13 protein-coding genes and 1 pseudogene are annotated in these 15,884 nt (G+C 75.6%); 8 read left to right on the forward strand and 6 right to left on the reverse strand.

Annotated features, from left to right (window positions below):
- Positions 1-131 precede the first annotated feature (131 nt).
- Entirely contained in the window at positions 132-1,619 is a 1,488-nt protein-coding gene (locus tag ABZ479_RS40650) for a rhamnulokinase (protein WP_500466287.1), read from the forward strand.
- Positions 1,620-2,304: 685 nt separating this feature from the next.
- Here ABZ479_RS40650 and ABZ479_RS40655 read toward each other — a convergent pair.
- Complete coding sequence (locus ABZ479_RS40655; RefSeq protein WP_500466288.1) at positions 2,305-2,808, reverse strand: DinB family protein; 504 nt, start codon at positions 2,806-2,808, stop codon at positions 2,305-2,307.
- A 7-nt stretch (positions 2,809-2,815) separates the two neighbouring features.
- Between ABZ479_RS40655 and ABZ479_RS40660 the strand changes: the two are divergent.
- Positions 2,816-3,865: pseudogene (locus tag ABZ479_RS40660) on the forward strand (MFS transporter); the annotation flags it as partial.
- A gap of 169 nt (positions 3,866-4,034) precedes the next feature.
- Here the strand turns inward: ABZ479_RS40660 and ABZ479_RS40665 are convergent.
- Positions 4,035-5,045 (reverse strand): helix-turn-helix transcriptional regulator, encoded by a 1,011-nt coding sequence (locus tag ABZ479_RS40665; RefSeq protein WP_500466289.1) that lies wholly within the window; start codon positions 5,043-5,045, stop codon positions 4,035-4,037.
- A 156-nt stretch (positions 5,046-5,201) separates the two neighbouring features.
- Here ABZ479_RS40665 and ABZ479_RS40670 point away from each other — a divergent pair, with 156 nt between their 5' ends.
- Together ABZ479_RS40670 and ABZ479_RS40675 are read left to right on the forward strand one after the other, a co-directional pair.
- Positions 5,202-7,586: a SpoIIE family protein phosphatase gene (locus tag ABZ479_RS40670; RefSeq protein ID WP_500466290.1), complete on the forward strand. Its 2,385-nt coding sequence runs from the start codon at positions 5,202-5,204 to the stop codon at positions 7,584-7,586.
- Between the two features lie 62 nt (positions 7,587-7,648).
- A complete protein-coding gene (locus ABZ479_RS40675; protein WP_500466291.1) occupies positions 7,649-8,752 on the forward strand; it encodes a calcium:cation antiporter in 1,104 nt (367 codons plus the stop codon).
- Positions 8,753-8,764: 12 nt separating this feature from the next.
- Here the strand turns inward: ABZ479_RS40675 and ABZ479_RS40680 are convergent, their stop codons facing one another.
- Both ABZ479_RS40680 and ABZ479_RS40685 read right to left on the reverse strand, forming a co-directional pair.
- Positions 8,765-9,196 carry a DUF7919 family protein gene (locus ABZ479_RS40680; protein WP_500466293.1) on the reverse strand — a complete coding sequence of 144 codons (432 nt, stop codon included), beginning with the start codon at positions 9,194-9,196 and terminating at the stop codon, positions 8,765-8,767.
- Between the two features lie 189 nt (positions 9,197-9,385).
- The gene (locus ABZ479_RS40685; RefSeq protein ID WP_500466294.1) at positions 9,386-11,599 is read right to left on the reverse strand and encodes a phage holin family protein; all 2,214 of its coding nucleotides are present in this window, start codon (positions 11,597-11,599) and stop codon (positions 9,386-9,388) included.
- A gap of 146 nt (positions 11,600-11,745) precedes the next feature.
- Here ABZ479_RS40685 and ABZ479_RS40690 point away from each other — a divergent pair, with 146 nt between their 5' ends.
- Both ABZ479_RS40690 and ABZ479_RS40695 read left to right on the forward strand, forming a co-directional pair.
- The gene (locus tag ABZ479_RS40690) at positions 11,746-12,528 is read left to right on the forward strand and encodes an MBL fold metallo-hydrolase (protein WP_499601365.1); all 783 of its coding nucleotides are present in this window, start codon (positions 11,746-11,748) and stop codon (positions 12,526-12,528) included.
- Positions 12,525-13,187 (forward strand): DedA family protein, encoded by a 663-nt coding sequence (locus ABZ479_RS40695; RefSeq protein ID WP_500466295.1) that lies wholly within the window; start codon positions 12,525-12,527, stop codon positions 13,185-13,187. The genes ABZ479_RS40690 and ABZ479_RS40695 overlap by 4 nt, the downstream gene beginning before the upstream one ends.
- Before the next feature lie 133 nt (positions 13,188-13,320).
- On the opposite strand, the gene ABZ479_RS40700 is transcribed toward ABZ479_RS40695, so the two are convergent.
- A complete protein-coding gene (locus ABZ479_RS40700; protein WP_500466296.1) occupies positions 13,321-14,559 on the reverse strand; it encodes an aminotransferase class I/II-fold pyridoxal phosphate-dependent enzyme in 1,239 nt (412 codons plus the stop codon).
- Positions 14,560-14,725: 166 nt separating this feature from the next.
- On the opposite strand from ABZ479_RS40700, the gene ABZ479_RS40705 reads away from it, so the two are divergent.
- Complete coding sequence (locus tag ABZ479_RS40705; RefSeq protein ID WP_499601368.1) at positions 14,726-14,887, forward strand: hydrophobic protein; 162 nt, start codon at positions 14,726-14,728, stop codon at positions 14,885-14,887.
- Positions 14,888-14,976: 89 nt separating this feature from the next.
- On the opposite strand, the gene ABZ479_RS40710 is transcribed toward ABZ479_RS40705, so the two are convergent.
- Entirely contained in the window at positions 14,977-15,237 is a 261-nt protein-coding gene (locus tag ABZ479_RS40710; protein WP_361793579.1) for a DUF6158 family protein, read from the reverse strand.
- A gap of 160 nt (positions 15,238-15,397) precedes the next feature.
- Between ABZ479_RS40710 and ABZ479_RS40715 the strand changes: the two genes are divergently transcribed.
- Positions 15,398-15,778 carry a DUF2795 domain-containing protein gene (locus tag ABZ479_RS40715; protein ID WP_406270809.1) on the forward strand — a complete coding sequence of 127 codons (381 nt, stop codon included), beginning with the start codon at positions 15,398-15,400 and terminating at the stop codon, positions 15,776-15,778.
- Positions 15,779-15,884 lie beyond the last annotated feature (106 nt).

Here is a 15,884-nt window from a genome sequence, read left to right on the forward strand (position 1 = left end):
ACGCTCCCCCCCTCGCGCCCCCCCCCCCCGGCTCCCCCGCACCCGTACCTCCACCGACCCCCGCGGTGCGCCGCACCGCACCGACCGCACCCGTCGCTCCGACCCGAACGACCAGAACACGAGGGGCCCACGTGCCATTCGCCGCCATCGACCTCGGCGCCACCAGCGGCCGCGTCATCCTCGGCCGGGTGGGCCCGGACCACCTCGTCCTCGACGAGGTGCACCGCTTCGCCAACACCCCCGTCCGGCTGCCCACCGGACTGCACTGGGACGTGCTCGCCCTGTTCCGGGAGAGCCTGGACGGCCTGCGCCTGGCGGCCCGGGCCGGGGACGGCGTGACGTCGGTCGGCATCGACAGCTGGGCCGTCGACTACGGACTGCTCGACGCGGACGGCGCCCTGCTCGGGAACCCCCACCACTACCGCGACGGCCGGACGGAGCACGTCGCCGCACGGGTCAGGGACGACATCGGTGCGCAGCGGCTGTACGGGATCACCGGGCTGCAGCACCTGCCGTTCAACACGCTCTTCCAGCTGGCGGCGGCCCGCGAGGGCGCGCAGTTCGCGGCCGCGAGGACCCTGCTGATGGTCCCGGACCTGCTCACCCACTGGCTCACCGGCACCATCGGCGCCGAGGAGACCAACGCCTCCACCACCGGCCTGTTCGACGCGCGCACCGGCGCCTGGGCGGAGGAGATCCTCGGCCGGCTCGGCGTCGAGCCGCGCCTGCTGCCGCCGTTGCGGCGCCCGGGCGACCACGCCGGCACCCTCCTGCCCCACGTGGCCGCCCACACCGGGCTGCCGGAGGGCACCGCCGTCGTCACCGTGGCCTCGCACGACACCGCCTCCGCGGTGGCCGCGGTACCGGCCACCGGACCGCACTTCGCCTACATCTCCTGCGGCACCTGGTCGCTGGCGGGCCTGGAGCTGGACGCCCCGGTCCTCACGGAGGCCTCGCGGCTCGCCAACTTCACCAACGAGCGCGGCATCGACGGCACCATCCGGTACCTGCGCAACATCATGGGCATGTGGCTCCTGGAGGAGTGCCGCCGCACGTGGGAGCAGCGGCAGGAAGGGCGGCCCCTGCAGGAGCTGCTCGCCGCGGCCGCCGCCGCGGAACCCTTCGCCGCCCTCATCGACCCGGACGACCCCGTGTTCCTGGCACCCGGCGACATGCCCGCCCGGATCCACGCCTTCTGCCTGCGGACCGGTCAGCGGCCCCCGGAGTCCCACGGCGCGGTCGTCCGCTGCATCCTGGAGAGCCTGGCGCTGGCCCACCGGCGCACCCTCCGCGAGGCGGCCGGGCTCGCCGGCCGGGACATCCACCGCGTCCACCTCGTCGGCGGCGGCTCCCGCAACGAACTGCTGTGCCGGTTCACCGCCGACGCGACCGGCCTCCCGGTCGTCGCGGGCCCCACGGAGGCCACGGCCCTGGGCAACATCCTCGTCCAGGCCCGCGCCCACGGCACGATCGGCGACGGCCCGGACGGCCTGGCGGCGATGCGCGCCCTGGTCGCCGCCACCCAGCCGCTGCGCACCTACGAGCCGGCCGCGGACGGCCGCGCCTGGGACGCGGCGGCGGCACGGCTGGCGGAGTTCGGCGCGGCGCGGCAGCCCTGAGGGGCGCGTAGCCGACCTGGTGACGCAACCGTCCCGCCGTCTCGCGCCCTTCGGGCGCAAAGATGCGGGCTGCGGAGGGGAGGGTGGGGGTCCGGGGCTTGTCGGCAGTGTGCGGGTGGGTGGGTGGCGGGGGTTCAGGCGCCGGAGCGGGTTGCCTTTCCGGTGGCCTGGGGTCTCGTTGGCGTCCGCGGGTATAGATGGCCGCTTCCACGCCTACTGCCCGTGGTGGGCGCGCCCGCCGTAACCCGCGACTGCGGGTATTTCGAGGTGCTGTCGGGGGCCGGGGGGAGATCGGGCCCGCCTTCAGCGGTATATCCGGCGGAACAGGGCACGATCTTTGCGCGGACGGAGATCGGGCTCGCTTTCAGCGTCATAGCCGTCGAAACAGAGCCCGATCTCGGATCGGGGAAGCACCCGCAGACGCCGGTTACGGCAGGCGCGCCACCCACCAACAGTGGGCGTGGTCACCGGCCATCTGCACCCGCGGACGGCAACGAGACCCGAGCCAGACGAACAACCGGCCCCGCTCCGGCGCCTGAACCCTCGCCACCCACCTACCCGCAGACTGCCGACCGGCCCCGGACCCCCACCCTCCCACCCGCAGCCAGCATCTTTGCGCCCGAAGGGCGCGAGACGGCGCGACGGCACAACAACCCACCGCCACCCGCCTGCCGCCCCTGCCCGCCTACGCGCCGGTCGTGCCGTCGACCAGTTCGCGCAGGAGGTCGAGGTGGCCGTTGTGGCGGGAGGTCTCCTCGACGAGGTGCAGCAGGATCCACCGGAGGTTGGGCCGGCGGCCGTCGCGGATGGACCGCTCGGCGACCGCGTCCAGCTCGTGCGCGGCGACGATTTCGCGGTAACGGGCGGTGTGCGCCTCGTAGTCGGCCAGCAGGTCGGCGAGGGGGATGTCCACGGCGATCCGCATCTCGCGGTCGGGGTCCTCGTCCGTCCAGGGGCCCTCGTCCTCGCCCCCGAGGAACACCACCTCGAACCAGTAGTACTCCACCCAGCGGAGGTGGTTGACCAGTCCGCTGAGCGTCATCAGCGGGGAACCCGGGAGCGGGGCGCTGCAGGCGTGCTCCGGGGTGACGCCCTCGCACTTGGCGCGGGCGGTGTCACGGGCGTAGTCGAGGAGGGTCGTCAGCGCGGTGCGCTCGTCCCATGCGGTGGGGGTGTCGGTTCGTGTCATCGGCGGAATGCTGTCGGGAACGAGCCCGGCGCGTCCACCGATTAACCGCGCCCCGCGGCGTCCTCCTGACAGCAGATGTCAGCGGAGGACCGGATCATCGGTCCCCGTGACCACCACCGGACGTACGCGACGCCTCCTCCTGCCCGCCGTGTTCATCACCTCCCTCGGCAACAACATCCAGCTGATCGCCGCCGCCCTGCTGATGGTGCGGGCGCAGGGCTCGGTGCTCGACGTGGGCTGGCTCTTCGTCGCCGTCGCCGTCCCCCAGGCCGTGCTGTCCCCGTGGTTCGGCCGGCTGGCCGACCGCTTCGACCGGCGGGCGCTGTGGGCGGGCTGCGACCTGCTGAGCGCCGTCGTGGCCCTGGTCCCGGTACTCGGGACGGCGCTGGGCTGGCCACGCGGGGTGGTCGTCTACGGCAGCAACTTCGCGCTGGCGGTGACGGCCGCGCTCTTCGTGCCGGTGAGCGCGGCACTGATCAAGGAGCGGGTGCCCGCGGGACGGCTGCGGCGCTTCAACGCCCACTACGAGATGGCCCTGCAGAGCGGGATGCTGCTGTCGGCGGCGGTGGGCGGGATCGCCCTGCAGTACGCCGGGCCCGCCCCGCTGTTCGTGTTCAACTCGGCCACCTTCGTGGTTTCCGCGGTCCTCGTCCTGGCGACCGGGCCCGGCCCGGGTCGGCCCTCCGCGTCGAAGGACTCCGCGGCGGTGCCCGCGGCGCGGCCGGTCCCGTCGCGCCGGCCGCTCGGGCCGCTGGTCGCGCTGTACGCGCAGGGCAGTGTGGTGGTGACGGTCTTCAACGCCCTGATGCCGGTGCTGGTCATCGCCGAGCTGCACCGAGGCGCCGCGGTCGTCGGCGCCGTGGACGCGCTCGGCGGCGCCGGCTTCCTGCTGGCGGCGGCCGCGTACCGGCGGACCGGGGCCCGGCTGGGGGACCTGCGGCTCGCGCTCACCGGCTTCTCCTTCTGCGCGGTGCTGTTCGCGCTGCAGCCCCGGTTCGGGGTGACGGGGCTGCTGCTGCTCGTACCGGCGGGGGCGTTCGTCTTCGGGCAGGCGCGCATCGCGTCGCGGACGCTGCTGATGACGGCGGTCGGCGAGGACCGCGTGGGGCGGGCCTTCGGGACGGCGAACGCCTACGGGCTCGCCGCGACCGTGGCCGTGATGCTCGGGACGTCGGCGGTCACCGACCGCGCCGGGGTGCCGACCGGCTTCGCGGCGGTCGCCGGTCTCAGCGCGGTGGCGTCCGCTGGGGCGGCGGTGTGGCTCGCGGCGGCGCGTAGAGGGCGGCCAGCTCCTGTGCCGACTCCGCCAGCAGCTCCCGCAGCGGATCCGGCGCCAGGACTTCCAGGTCCGCGCCGAGCCTGAGGAACTCGCCGTGCGCGTGTGCGACCGACTCGATGGGCACGCGGGCGCGGACCCAGCCGTCCGGTTCCCGCTCGCCGTGCTCGGCCACCGCCCGGGCCACCGGGCGCGACAGCAGCGCGGGCACCCGCTCGGCGCCGCGCGGTGACAGCCGGATCAAGGCCTCGTCGCGGTGGAGCCGCGCGTGGAAGCCGGCGAGGTACTCCCGCCAGTACGCGGGCAGGTCGAAGCCGGACGGGAGGGCGAACGTCTCCTCGAGGACGCGGACCTCCAGGATCTGGTCGACCCGGTACGTCCGCGGCTCCCGTCCGTCGTGGGCGACCACGTACCAGCGGCCGGCCTTGAGGACCAGGCCGTACGGCTCGAGCCTGCGGTCGGTCTCGGCGGGCTCGCGCCAGCGGCGGTAACGCACCCGCACGACCTGCCGGTTCCACACGGCGTCGGCCACCACGGGCAGGTGCGGCACCTGCTCGTCGGAGCTGTACCAGCCGGGCGCGTCCAGCAGGAAGCGCTCCCGCACCCGCTCCGCCCGCTCCCGCAGCGCCGGCGGCAGCGCGGCGCTGAACTTCAGTCGCGCCGTCGCCGCGGCCTCCCCGAGCCCCAGCTGCGCCGCCGGATCGGGCAGGGCGGCCAGGAACCACGCCTGCGTCTCGTCGGCGGTCAGGCCCGTCAGCCGGGTGCGGTAGCCGTCGAGGAGCCGGTAGCCGCCCTCGTGCCCGGCGTCGCCGTACAGCGGTATGCCCGCCTCGTCCAGCGACTGCACGTCCCGGTAGATCGTGCGTACGGACACCTCCAGCTCCTCCGCCAGCTCCGCGGCGGTCATCCGGCCCCGCGACTGGAGGAGCAGGAGGAGGGAGACCAGCCGGCTCGCGCGCATGGCGGCAGTATCCCCGCACCCACCGACAGCGACGGCGGTCCGGCGTGCGGGGGCCGGGATGTGCCCGCCGGGCACGGGGCCACGGCCGATTTGATGGCGCCCGGTGGAGCGCGCACTCTGGGGATAGGGACTGCGACGGGTGTGTGATCGCCGACGATGAACACGAGTGACCCCGATGACCCGGCCGCCACGGCCGTGGTCACCGTCAGCGCGCGGGGGGTGGTCACGGGATGGAGCGCGGGGGCAAGACGGCTGCTCGGGCGCCCGGCGCCGGAAGCGGTGGGACGTCCCTTCGACGAGGTGTTCGGTGCGGACGCGGGTGCGGTCCCCCTCGACCGGGAGTGGCGCGGGCGGGTGCGGGCGCGCCTGGGGGACGGACGGGAACGCGAACTGGACGTGCGGGTCTCCCCCGCGCTGGACGCCGACGACCGGACCGCCGGCTGCGTCGTGACGGCCACGCCCGTCGACCGGGACACGGCGCTGCTGCTGTGGGCCTTCCAGCAGTCCTCCGTCGCCATGGCCACGTACGACACGGACCTGCGCTACCACCGGGTCAACGACACCGCGGCCGGCATGATCGGCGTCCCCGCGGCGGAGCTCACCGGCCGCCCCTTCACCGGCCCGCTCCTGGACGACGAGGGGCGCCGGGGCTTCAACGAGCACCTGCGGCGGGTCGCGCAGACCGGCCGGCCGGTGCACTACGAGAGCCCGGCGGCCGCCGGGGCCGCGGGCGGCGAGCGGGCGTGGAGCACCGAGATGTGGCCGGTGCGGGACCCGCAGGGTCGGATCCGGGGCCTGGCGAGCGCGGCCTTCGACAGCACGGAGCAGTTCCGGGGGCGCCGGCGGCTGGCCCTGCTGAACGAGGCCGGCGCGCGGCTCGGCACCACCCTGGACGTGGTGCGCACCGCCGACGAGCTGGCGGAGCTGGCCGTGCCGCGCTTCGCCGACTTCGCCAGCGTGGACCTGCTGGACTCGGTGCTGCACGGCGAGGAGCCCCCGCCGGGTCCGCCCGGCCGCGGGGTGGAGCTGCGCCGGGTCGCCCACCGCACCTCGTCGGGCCGTGCCCCGGACGCGGCGGTCGACCTCGGCGAGCTCGACGTGTACCCGGAGTTCTCCCCGCCGTCCCGGGCCCTGGCCACCGGCCGGCCCGTGCTCAGCCGGCTCGGGCACCCGGACTTCACGCTGTGGCTGGCGCAGAACAGCCTGCGGGACGCCAAGGTCCACGAGTACGGCATCCATTCGGTGCTGGCGGTGCCCCTACGGGCACGCGGCATCACCCTCGGGGTGGCGGTCTTCATCCGCTGGGCGCGTCCGGAGCAGTTCACCGAGGACGACCTGACGCTGACCGAGGAACTCGCCGGACGGGCCGCGGTCTGCGTCGACAACGCGCGCCGCTACACGCGGGAGCACTCCACGGCGCTGACCCTGCAGCGCAGTCTGCTGCCGCTGCGGCTGCGCGAGCAGGCCGCGGTGGAGGTGGCCTCGCGCTACCTGCCCGCCGGGACCCGGGCGGGGGTCGGCGGCGACTGGTTCGACGTCATCCCGCTGTCCGGCACGAGGGTGGGCCTGGTCGTGGGCGACGTCGTGGGCCACGGCATCCACGCCTCGGCGACGATGGGGCGGCTGCGCACGGCGGTGCGCACCCTCGCGGACGTGGACCTGGCGCCGGACGAACTGCTCACCCACCTCGACGACCTGGTCACGCACCTGGACCCCGAGGACGGCCGGGGCCGGGAGGTGTCGCCCGCCGAGACCAGCGGCGAGCTGGGGGCGACCTGCCTGGTCGCCGTGTACGACCCGATCGCCCGTCGCTGCACCGTCGCCAGTGCCGGGCACCCGGCGCCCGCGGTGCGTTTCCCGGACGGCACGGTCGAGATGGTCCCGATCTCCGCCGGCCCGCCGCTGGGCGTGGGAGGGCTGCCGTTCGAGGCGGTCGAGCTGGACCTGCCGGCAGGCAGCCTGCTGGCGATGTTCACGGACGGGCTGGTCAAGAGCCAGGACTTCGACCTGGACGCCGGCCTGGCGCGGCTGCGCTCCGCGCTGGCCGCCCCCGCCCCGACGATCGAGGCCGTCTGCGACACCGTCCTGAAGACCCTCCCCTCGGACCGCCCGGTGGACGACGTCGCGCTGCTGCTCGCCCGGACCCGGGCGCTCGACGACGGCCAGGTCGCGGTGTGGGACGTGCCGGACGACCCCGCGCACGTCGCGGACGCCCGGCGGGCGGTGGCGGAGCGGCTGGTCGCCTGGGGCCTTGACGAGGCGGTGTTCGTCACCGAGCTGGTGGTGAGCGAGCTGGTGACCAACGCGATCCGGTACGGGACCCCGCCGATCCAGCTGCGGCTGATCCGCGACCGCACCCTGATCTGCGAGGTCTCCGACGGCAGCAGCACCGCCCCGCACCTGCGCCGCGCGCTGTCCGACGACGAGGGCGGCCGCGGCCTGCTGCTGGTCGCGCAGCTGAGCCAGGCCTGGGGCTCCCGGCAGACCTCCGCGGGCAAGACCATCTGGGCCGAACAGGCCTTTCCCCCGGCCGGACGATGAGCCGCGGCACGTCCGGGTTCCCCGCGTCGCGCCGATCCTGACGAGCTGTCAGTCTCGGATGCATGACCGCTCGCTTCCCCGTGGCCGTCCTGAGCTGGACGGTCCTCGTCCCGGTGCTCTCGGTGGTCCTGCTGGCCCTGACGTGGGGACGCGTGCTTCCGGTGGCCGTGGTCGTGGTCGTCGCGGTCTTCCTGGCGGTCGCGGTGCTCGCCGCCGTCCACCACGCGGAGGTGGTGGCGCACCGGGTCGGCGAGCCCTACGGGGCGCTCGTGCTGGCGGTGGCGGTGACCGTGATCGAGGTGGCCCTGATCCTCACCCTGACGGCGGACGGCGGCCCCAAGAGCGCGGGCCTGGCCCGGGACACCGTCTTCGCGGCGGTCATGATCACCTGCAACGGCATCATGGGGCTCTGCCTGCTGGTGGGGGCGCTGCGGCGGCGGGTGGCGGTCTTCAACCCGGAGGGGACGGGGGCCTCCCTGGCGACGGTGGCGACCCTGGCCACCCTCAGCCTGGTGCTGCCGACGTTCACCACGAGCACCCCGGGCCCGCGCTTCTCCACGGCCCAGCTGACCTTCGCCGCCCTGGCGTCCCTGGTGCTGTACGGCCTGTTCGTGGCGACGCAGACGGTGCGGCACCGGGCGTACTTCCTGCCGGTGAAGCCGGGCGGCGAGGTGATCGACGTCTCGGAGGAGGACTCCGTGCCGCCGACCGCCCGCGCCGCGCTGTTCAGCCTGGCGCTGCTGGTGGTGGCGCTGATCGCGGTCGTGGGGCTGGCCAAGGTGGAGTCGCCGACGATCGAGCAGGGGGTGCAGTACGCCGGTCTGCCGTCCTCCTTCGTCGGCGTCGTCATCGCCCTGCTGGTGCTGCTGCCCGAGACCATCGCCGCGGTCCGGGCCGCCGCCCGCGACCGGGTCCAGACCAGCCTCAACCTGGCGCTCGGCTCGGCGATGGCGAGCATCGGGCTGACCATCCCGGCGGTCGCGGTGGCGTCGCTCTGGATGTCCGGCCCGCTGCTGCTGGGCCTGGGGGCCACGCACATGGTGCTGCTGGCGATCACCGTGGCCGTGGGCACGCTGACGGTGATACCGGGACGCGCCACCCCCTTGCAGGGCGCGGTTCACCTGGCGCTGCTGGCGGCGTACATGGTGCTGGCGATCAGCCCCTGAGCGGACGGGGCCCTACCGGCAGCCGGCGACGACGCGGCCGGACAGGACGGCCTCGACGAAGGACTCCGGCGGGGCGTAGTGGTGGGCCAGGACGTAGTGGACGACCAGGTCGGGGGCGATCAGCCAGGTGCCGGGGGCGCCCTCCACCCGTACCTCGCCGTGGCCCACCAGGATGCGCTCGCCGCCGCGGGAGACGCTCACCGGGTTGAAGCGGCCGCCCCCGATCAGCCTGCGGCGGCACAGGGTGCAGCCGTACCAGCCGTGGGTGATGGCGCACAGGTGGTCGCGGCACAGCGCGAAGAGACGGTCGGCGAACTCCGCGGAGGGCTCGGCCCGCGGGAAGGGGTGGGCCGGGTCCAGCCAGCCGACGGCACGGGCGGAGACGTCCGGCGGAATCGTTTCTGTGAAGTAGGCGTACGGGCCCAGGTCCTCGTAGTACGGCATCGCAGCCTCTCCCGCCCGCGGACCCCGCCCGCGCGCACCGTCTCCGATCGATCGCGGGCAAGCGTCCAGCAGCGGAGCCCGTAGGTCAATCACCCGTACGTGGCGGGCCCCCGCCGACGCGCTCCCGGATGCGGTGCGGTCCACCCGAAGGAGACCGGCGCCGGACACCAGTCCCGGACGCCGCGCGGGTCAGCCGGCGACCGGCTGCTCGTCCCTGCCGTCCTCGACCCGTGGCGCGGGCACCACCGGCTCGCGGCCGAGCCAGCCGGCCAGCAGCTCGTGCACGGACCCGGCGCCGACCAGCCGTTCCAGCGGATCGGGACCGTCGAGGTCGAACGGGTGCAGCAGGAAGGCGTGGCTCTGGTCGCCGCCCAGGCCGCCGTGCGAGCCCACCTGCTCCTCGAAGGCGTGGACGGCACGGGTGACGGGGTCGTAGGCGGAGTTGACCATGATGTCGGCGGCGTGCGGGAAGCGGGCGGTGCGCAGCACCGCGGCCGCCGCCCCCGGCCCGAACGGCGCCAGCGGGTCGCGACCGGTGACCCGGCCCGTCTCCAGTTCGTGCTCGCCGCCGTCCCCGCCGAGCACGAGCGGCCCGCGCTCGCGGTCCAGGACCAGCACGAAGCCGATGCCCGGGTGCTCGGCCAGCGTCCGCAGCAGGGCCGGGTGGCGGGCCTCGACGCCCTGCCGGTCCGCGCGCCCCGGAACGTCGGGGAAGGAGATCAGCGCCAGGTTCCCCGAGGCCAGCACCACCGGGTCGGTGGCCGGCCCGGCCGTCTCCTGCTCCTCGCCCGAGCGGCCCCCGTGCTCGGGGCGGTGCAGCGCCGCCCGGGCCGCCGCACGCGCCTCCGCGCCGCTGGCCGTGCCCTGCGCGCGCCGGCGCACCGGCAGCCCGCACCCGGCCCGCACCAGGTCCCTCAGCGTCAGCCCGTACACGCTCTCGAAGGTCTCGCCGTGGCTCTGGCCGTGGTCGGAGAGCAGCACGATCCGGTAGGGCCGCGGCGCGTACCGCGAGGCGTCCGCGATCAGCCGGATCGCGCGGTCCAGCCGCCGCAGCACCCGCATCGCGTCCCGGCTGCGCGGCCCCGAGTGGTGCGCGACCTCGTCGTACGCGACCAGGTCGGCGTAGACGGCGCCGCGCCCGGCGAGCATGTCGCCGACGACGGCCGCCACCGCCACGTCGCGCTCGACGACGGTCGCGAAGGCCCGCAGGAAGGGGTAGAGCCCGCCGCGCCGCACCCGGGGACGTTCGTGGCGCGCCCGCGCGGAGACCGACTCGGTGACCTCGCGGCCGACCTCCGCGAGGAAGGACGCGGCGGTGCGCACGGCGTTGGCCGGGTCGGAGAAGTACGCGAAGTACCCGGTCCGGGAGCGGGTGGCGCTCACGCGGGCGAGGACGGCCGCGGGATCGCCGCCCTCCGGGGCGCCGACCGCCCGGGACCGCAGCCGGGCCATCGCGAGCCGGTCGGCGGAGAACCGCCGGCGGCGCGTCGACACCGACATCACGAGCGCCAGTTGCTCGGCGCCGCCGCTGAACAGGTTGCCCCGGCTCGCGCCGTCCGGTGCCAGCAGCCCGGGCCGCCCGGTGCGGGCGACCGCGCGGCGCTCCAGTTCCGCCGCGCAGGAGGGCCGATTGCAGACCATGACCTGCCCGGTCTCCTTCTCGTACCAGCGGAAGGCCGGTACGTCCTCGTTGCTGCCGTGCAGGATGGCCAGCTGGCTGGCGCCGGTCTGGCTGCTCCAGTCGGTCGTCCACGGCACCAGCCGGTGGCTGCCCTCGAGCCATGCGGCGACCGTCTCCATCGCGGGCGGGTGCAGCCGCCCCTTGCGCGTGGCCGGGCGCACCGCCTCGCGCAGCACGTCGTGCCCGACGCCGTCCAGCTGCACGAAGACGAAGCCCGGCTCGCGTGCGCCGTCGGCGCCGGCCGCCTCGGGACCCGCGACCCGGCGCCGGCCCGCCAGGCGGGCCAGCCGCCGGCCGTACGCCGCGTCGTCGCGCATGGCGAGCGTCGTACTCGTCGCGGACGAGGCCGCGGACATCACGGCGGCGATCACCACGGCCGTGGCCGGAGCGATGTCGCCCTGCCAGTCCGGGGTGAAGCGGAGCGCGAGCAGCAGCAGCGAACCGTTGAGGAAGAACACCAGCAGGCCCAGCACCAGCGCGGGCACCAGCAGCACGGCGCGCACGAGCACCGGCCAGACCAGGGCGCTCAGCAGGCCGAAGGCACCGGCGGCGACCGCCGCCGTCACCGCGATCCGGGTGGGGCTGTCGCCGGTCGGCGACTGGATGCGGAAGTCCGGCAGGATCCCGGCGAGCACGGCCATCGTCGCCGTCGACACCGCCCACACGACCAGCACGCGGACGATCGCGCCCCCGACGGCCCGCCACCGACGCAGCACGCCCACCCCTCCTCACGACTCCTCACGTCTGCCCGCGGCACCCAACACGAATGCCCCCAGACTGTCACAGTCCTCCCCGCATCCCGCGGCGCACCGGGGGCACACGGCGGGCACGCCGGAGCATAGGCTCGGGGCGAGACGAGGAGGCGCGAGTGGCGGTCGAGATCACCTGGTGGGGACACGCGACGGTGACCGTGCGGGACTCGGGGGTGCGGGTGCTCACCGATCCGCTGTTCGCCCCGCGCCTGGCCCACCTGCGCAGACGGCGCGGTGCACTCCCGCCGCCGGGTGCGGCCCTGGCCGACCTCGCCGTCGTCTCCCACCTGCACGCCGACCACCTCCACCCCGGCTCGCTGGCCCGGCTCTCCCGGGGTACCCGGGTACTGGTGCCGCGCGGTGCCCCCGCCGCGGTGCCCCGGCTGCGGCGGCTGGCCGCGGACCGGCGACTGGAGCTGACCGAGGTCGTACCCGGTGACGAGGTGAAGGTGGACACGCTGACGGTACGCGTGGTGAGCGCCGCGCACGACGGGCGGCGCCTGCCGTACGGGCAGCGCCGCTCCCCCGCCCTGGGCTACGTGCTGGTGGGCGAGGAGCGGACGTACTTCGCCGGGGACACCGGGCTGTTCGACGCGATGGCGGACGAGGTCGGGCCCTGCGACGCCGCGCTGCTGCCGGTCGGCGGCTGGGGACCGTTCCTCGGCACCGGCCACCTCGACGCGTACCGGGCCGCCCAGGCCCTCGCGCGGCTCGCCCCGCGCGCCGCCGTGCCCATCCACTACGGGACGTACTGGCCGATCGGCATGGACGCCGTCCGCCCGCACGAATTCCACTCCCCCGGCGACGAGTTCGTCCGGCTCGCCGGGCAACTCGCCCCCGCGGTGGCGGTACACCGGCTGGAGCACGGCGAGAGCGTGCTGCTGGAGGCCGCCAGGTGAGCGGACTCACCCTGCTCGCGGAGCAGACGTCCTCCCAGTCCACCGGGCAGGTGATCGGCTACCCCTCGCTCTTCCTGCTGGTCGTGCTCGGCTCGCTGGTGCCCGTCGTCCCCACCGGCGCGCTCGTCAGCAGCGCCGCGGTCGTGGCCTTCCACCAGACCGCCCCCTTCTCGCTGGCCCTGGTCTTCCTCATCGCCTCGGGCGCCGCCTTCATCGGCGACATGGGCCTCTACCTGCTCGGCCACCGCGGCGTACGCTCCCGTAACGGCTCGCGCTGGCTCCGGCAGTTGCAGGAGCGCGCCGACCCCGCGCACCTCGCCGACGCGCAACGCCGGCTCGACGAGCACGGCGTCGCCGTCCTCGTCCTGTCCCGCCTCATACCCGCCGGCCGCATCCCGGTGATGGTGGCCTGCCTGCTCGCCGAGATGCCCGTCCGCCGCTTCGCCCGCGGCGACGTCCCCGCCTGCCTGGCCTGGGCGGCGGCCTACCAGCTCATCGGCATCCTCGGCGGCACCCTCTTCCCCGAGCCCTGGCAGGGCGTCCTCCTCGCCGTCGCCCTCACACTCCTCATCGCCTCCGCCCCCCAGCTCCGGCGCCGCCTCCGCGGCTCCACCCCCTCCGCCTCCGACGACACGGCGGCGGAGCACCCCGGCCACTGACCGCCTCCGGCGGGGGCTCGCACGGGCCCGCGCCCGCGCGGTGGCTGCCGGCCTGCGCCGCGGACCTGCCCCGCAACCACGGCCCCAGCATCGCCCGGCGTCCCCCGGGCGGCGTCCAGAGGTCCCGCGGTGCTCAGGCGGCGCCCGGGGCCAGGTCGGCGATCGCGGTTTCCAGGTCGGCCAACGCGGCGGCGACGTGGGGGAGTTCGAGCGGGGTCGGTGAGGTGAGGGCGGCGTGGCGCTGGGGGGTGTCGGTGCCGTGGAGGGGGCCGGTGTCGATGCGGACGTGGAGGGCGGCGGGGTCGTCGCCGAAGCGGTGGCCGCCGGGGACGGGGCGGCCCAGGCGGGCGGTGAGGGCGCTCTCCAGGCTCGGGGCGTCGGTGACCCCCGCGGCGGACAGGGCGTGCCGCAGGGGGACCAGGTCGGCGTAGAGGTGGAAGCCCGCTTCGGGCGGCCGGCTCAGCGCGCCGGCGCGGGTGACCGCTTCGTGGGCGGCGGCTCCGAGGGCGGCGTGCAGGCGCGTGGCGGCGGCGAGGTGTGCCCGCACGTCGTCGGCCTCGGAGAGCGCGTACGCGGTCGCGGCGGCCACCGGCTCAGGGAGCACCGCGCGCAGCCCGGCGCAGTGGTCGACGACGGCGGCGCGCAGTCGTGCGCCCTCCGCGGTCGCCGGGAAGCGGGCGACGGCCACGGGCCAGGACGCCGGGATCGGCGCCGCGCACAGGTCGGTGACCACGACCGTCCGGCCGGGCAGCGTCTCGGCGGGGGTGAGCAGCACGGTCTCGTGCGGACGGTGCACGGTGTCGGCGTACGTCTCGTCGGAGACCAGCAGAAGCCCGCACTGCTCGGCCGCCTCGCACACCTCGTGCAGCAGTTCCGGGGGCGTCACGGTCCCGCTGGGGTCGTCGGCCGCGGCCAGGAGCAGCACCCGCGGGTCGGCGCCTTCCGCGCGGGCCCGGCGTACCGCCTCCAGCAGGGCGAACGGGTCGGGGGCGCCGCCGCCGACCGCGGGGGTCTGCACGGTCGTCGTGCGCCGGCCCAGCATCCGCACCAACGGCCCCTGCCACGCGGCGGCCGGCCGGGGGAGCACGACGTCGCCGCCCACCGCGGCGAACAGCGCCAGCAGCAGGGGCTCGGCGCCCGGCGCGGCCACGGTGTCGACGGCGGTCGTGGCGAGCCCGCGACGCTCCCAGTAGCCCGCGGCGGCCGCGCGCACCGCCTCGCCCCCGCCGGGCGGTTCCGGTGCGGCGCCGGCGCCCGGCACGGCGGCGGTCAACCGGTCCGCCCAGTACGCCGGAACCGGCAACCCGGGGTCGGGCCGCGGGGCGGTCCGCGCGAGGTGCCCGGCCGGGACCGGCGGTGAGGTCCGCTGCATCCGTGCCTCCGGTGGGATCGGGTGACCGGCGGGATCCGCGGGGCCGGGTCAGCGCCCGGCCCTCCGCCGCCACCCTCGCACGCACCACGGGCTCGCGCCGCCGGACGGCGGATTCCCCCGCGTGACGCCGGGAATCGAGGGCAACCGGAGTCCAGGAGGTGTTCCCATGGTCCCGCTGCTGCTCGTCCTGCTGCTGGCCCTCGTCCTGTTCGGGGCGGGTTTCGCCGTCAAGGTCCTCTGGTGGGTCGCCCTGGTCGTGCTGGTGCTGTGGCTGCTCGGCTTCGTGGCACGGCGCGGTTCCGGCGGCTCGCGCTGGTACCGGTGGTAGCGCTCGCGGCCGCGGGTGGGACGCGGGGCGTACGGTGGCCGCCTGGTGGCCGCGCGCCCCGGATCCGCGCGTGCCGCCGGGCCCGTCCGCTACTGCTGGGCCTGGACCGGCATCCGCAGCGTCCGCGCCCTCGCCCCGGCCCGGGTACGGCCGGCGGAGACCATCCGCTGGGGGTGCCGGCGCAGGTACTCGCCCTCCAGCGCCGCCATCCGCGAGTTGTGTGCGTCGAGGGCCGCCCCGGAGCCGTAGAGCAGCGTCTCGTGGCGGGTCCGGTGGACGGACTCCAGTTCCTGCACCAGTTGTCGTTCGTCCAGGTCTGCGGGATCGACCCCGCCGGGGTAGCGGCTCATGGGGCGCGCACCTTCCTTTCGCCTCCTGTCACCTCGCCCGTTTGGTACCCCCGGTGCGGTGATTCATCCGCTTATGCGGTCATTCGACGGGCATCGGATCCCCGGTCCGGGTAGACGGGTGGACGATGGAGAGACCTGACCCCTGAGGAAAGGAGCCACCGTGCAACGAGGAAGCGACCGTCTGAGCGTCCACCGTGACGACGAGATGAAGCACGAACTGCGCGAGATGCTGCGCTCCGGGCACTCCACCCGGGTCGAGGAGTGGCAGGACCCCGAACCCGCCGCCGACGACGACCCCGAGGTCGGCACCGGACCGGCCTGGGCGGGCGCCCCCGAGGGCACGGCCGTGCGGTTCGAGCTCGCCCGGCACCTGACCCGGCAGCCGTTCCCCGCCCGGCGCGGCGACCTGCTGCGCGCCCTGCGCGACCGGCACGCGCCGGACCCCCTGACCGACCTGGTGGACGGGCTCCCCGGCGACAACCGGCGGTACGCCAACGTCCAGGAGGTCGTACGGACCCTGGGCATGCGCCCGGAGGCCTGACCGGCGGACGGACCGCACCGGCGTACGCCGCCGTGCGCCGCGCCATCGCCGAGGCAGGCGGTGCCGAGGCCGCCGACGCCGAGTTCCTCGTCCGGGTCCGCGACGT

Source organism: Streptomyces sp. NPDC005722, assembly GCF_040630935.1.
Lineage (GTDB): Bacteria > Actinomycetota > Actinomycetes > Streptomycetales > Streptomycetaceae > Actinacidiphila.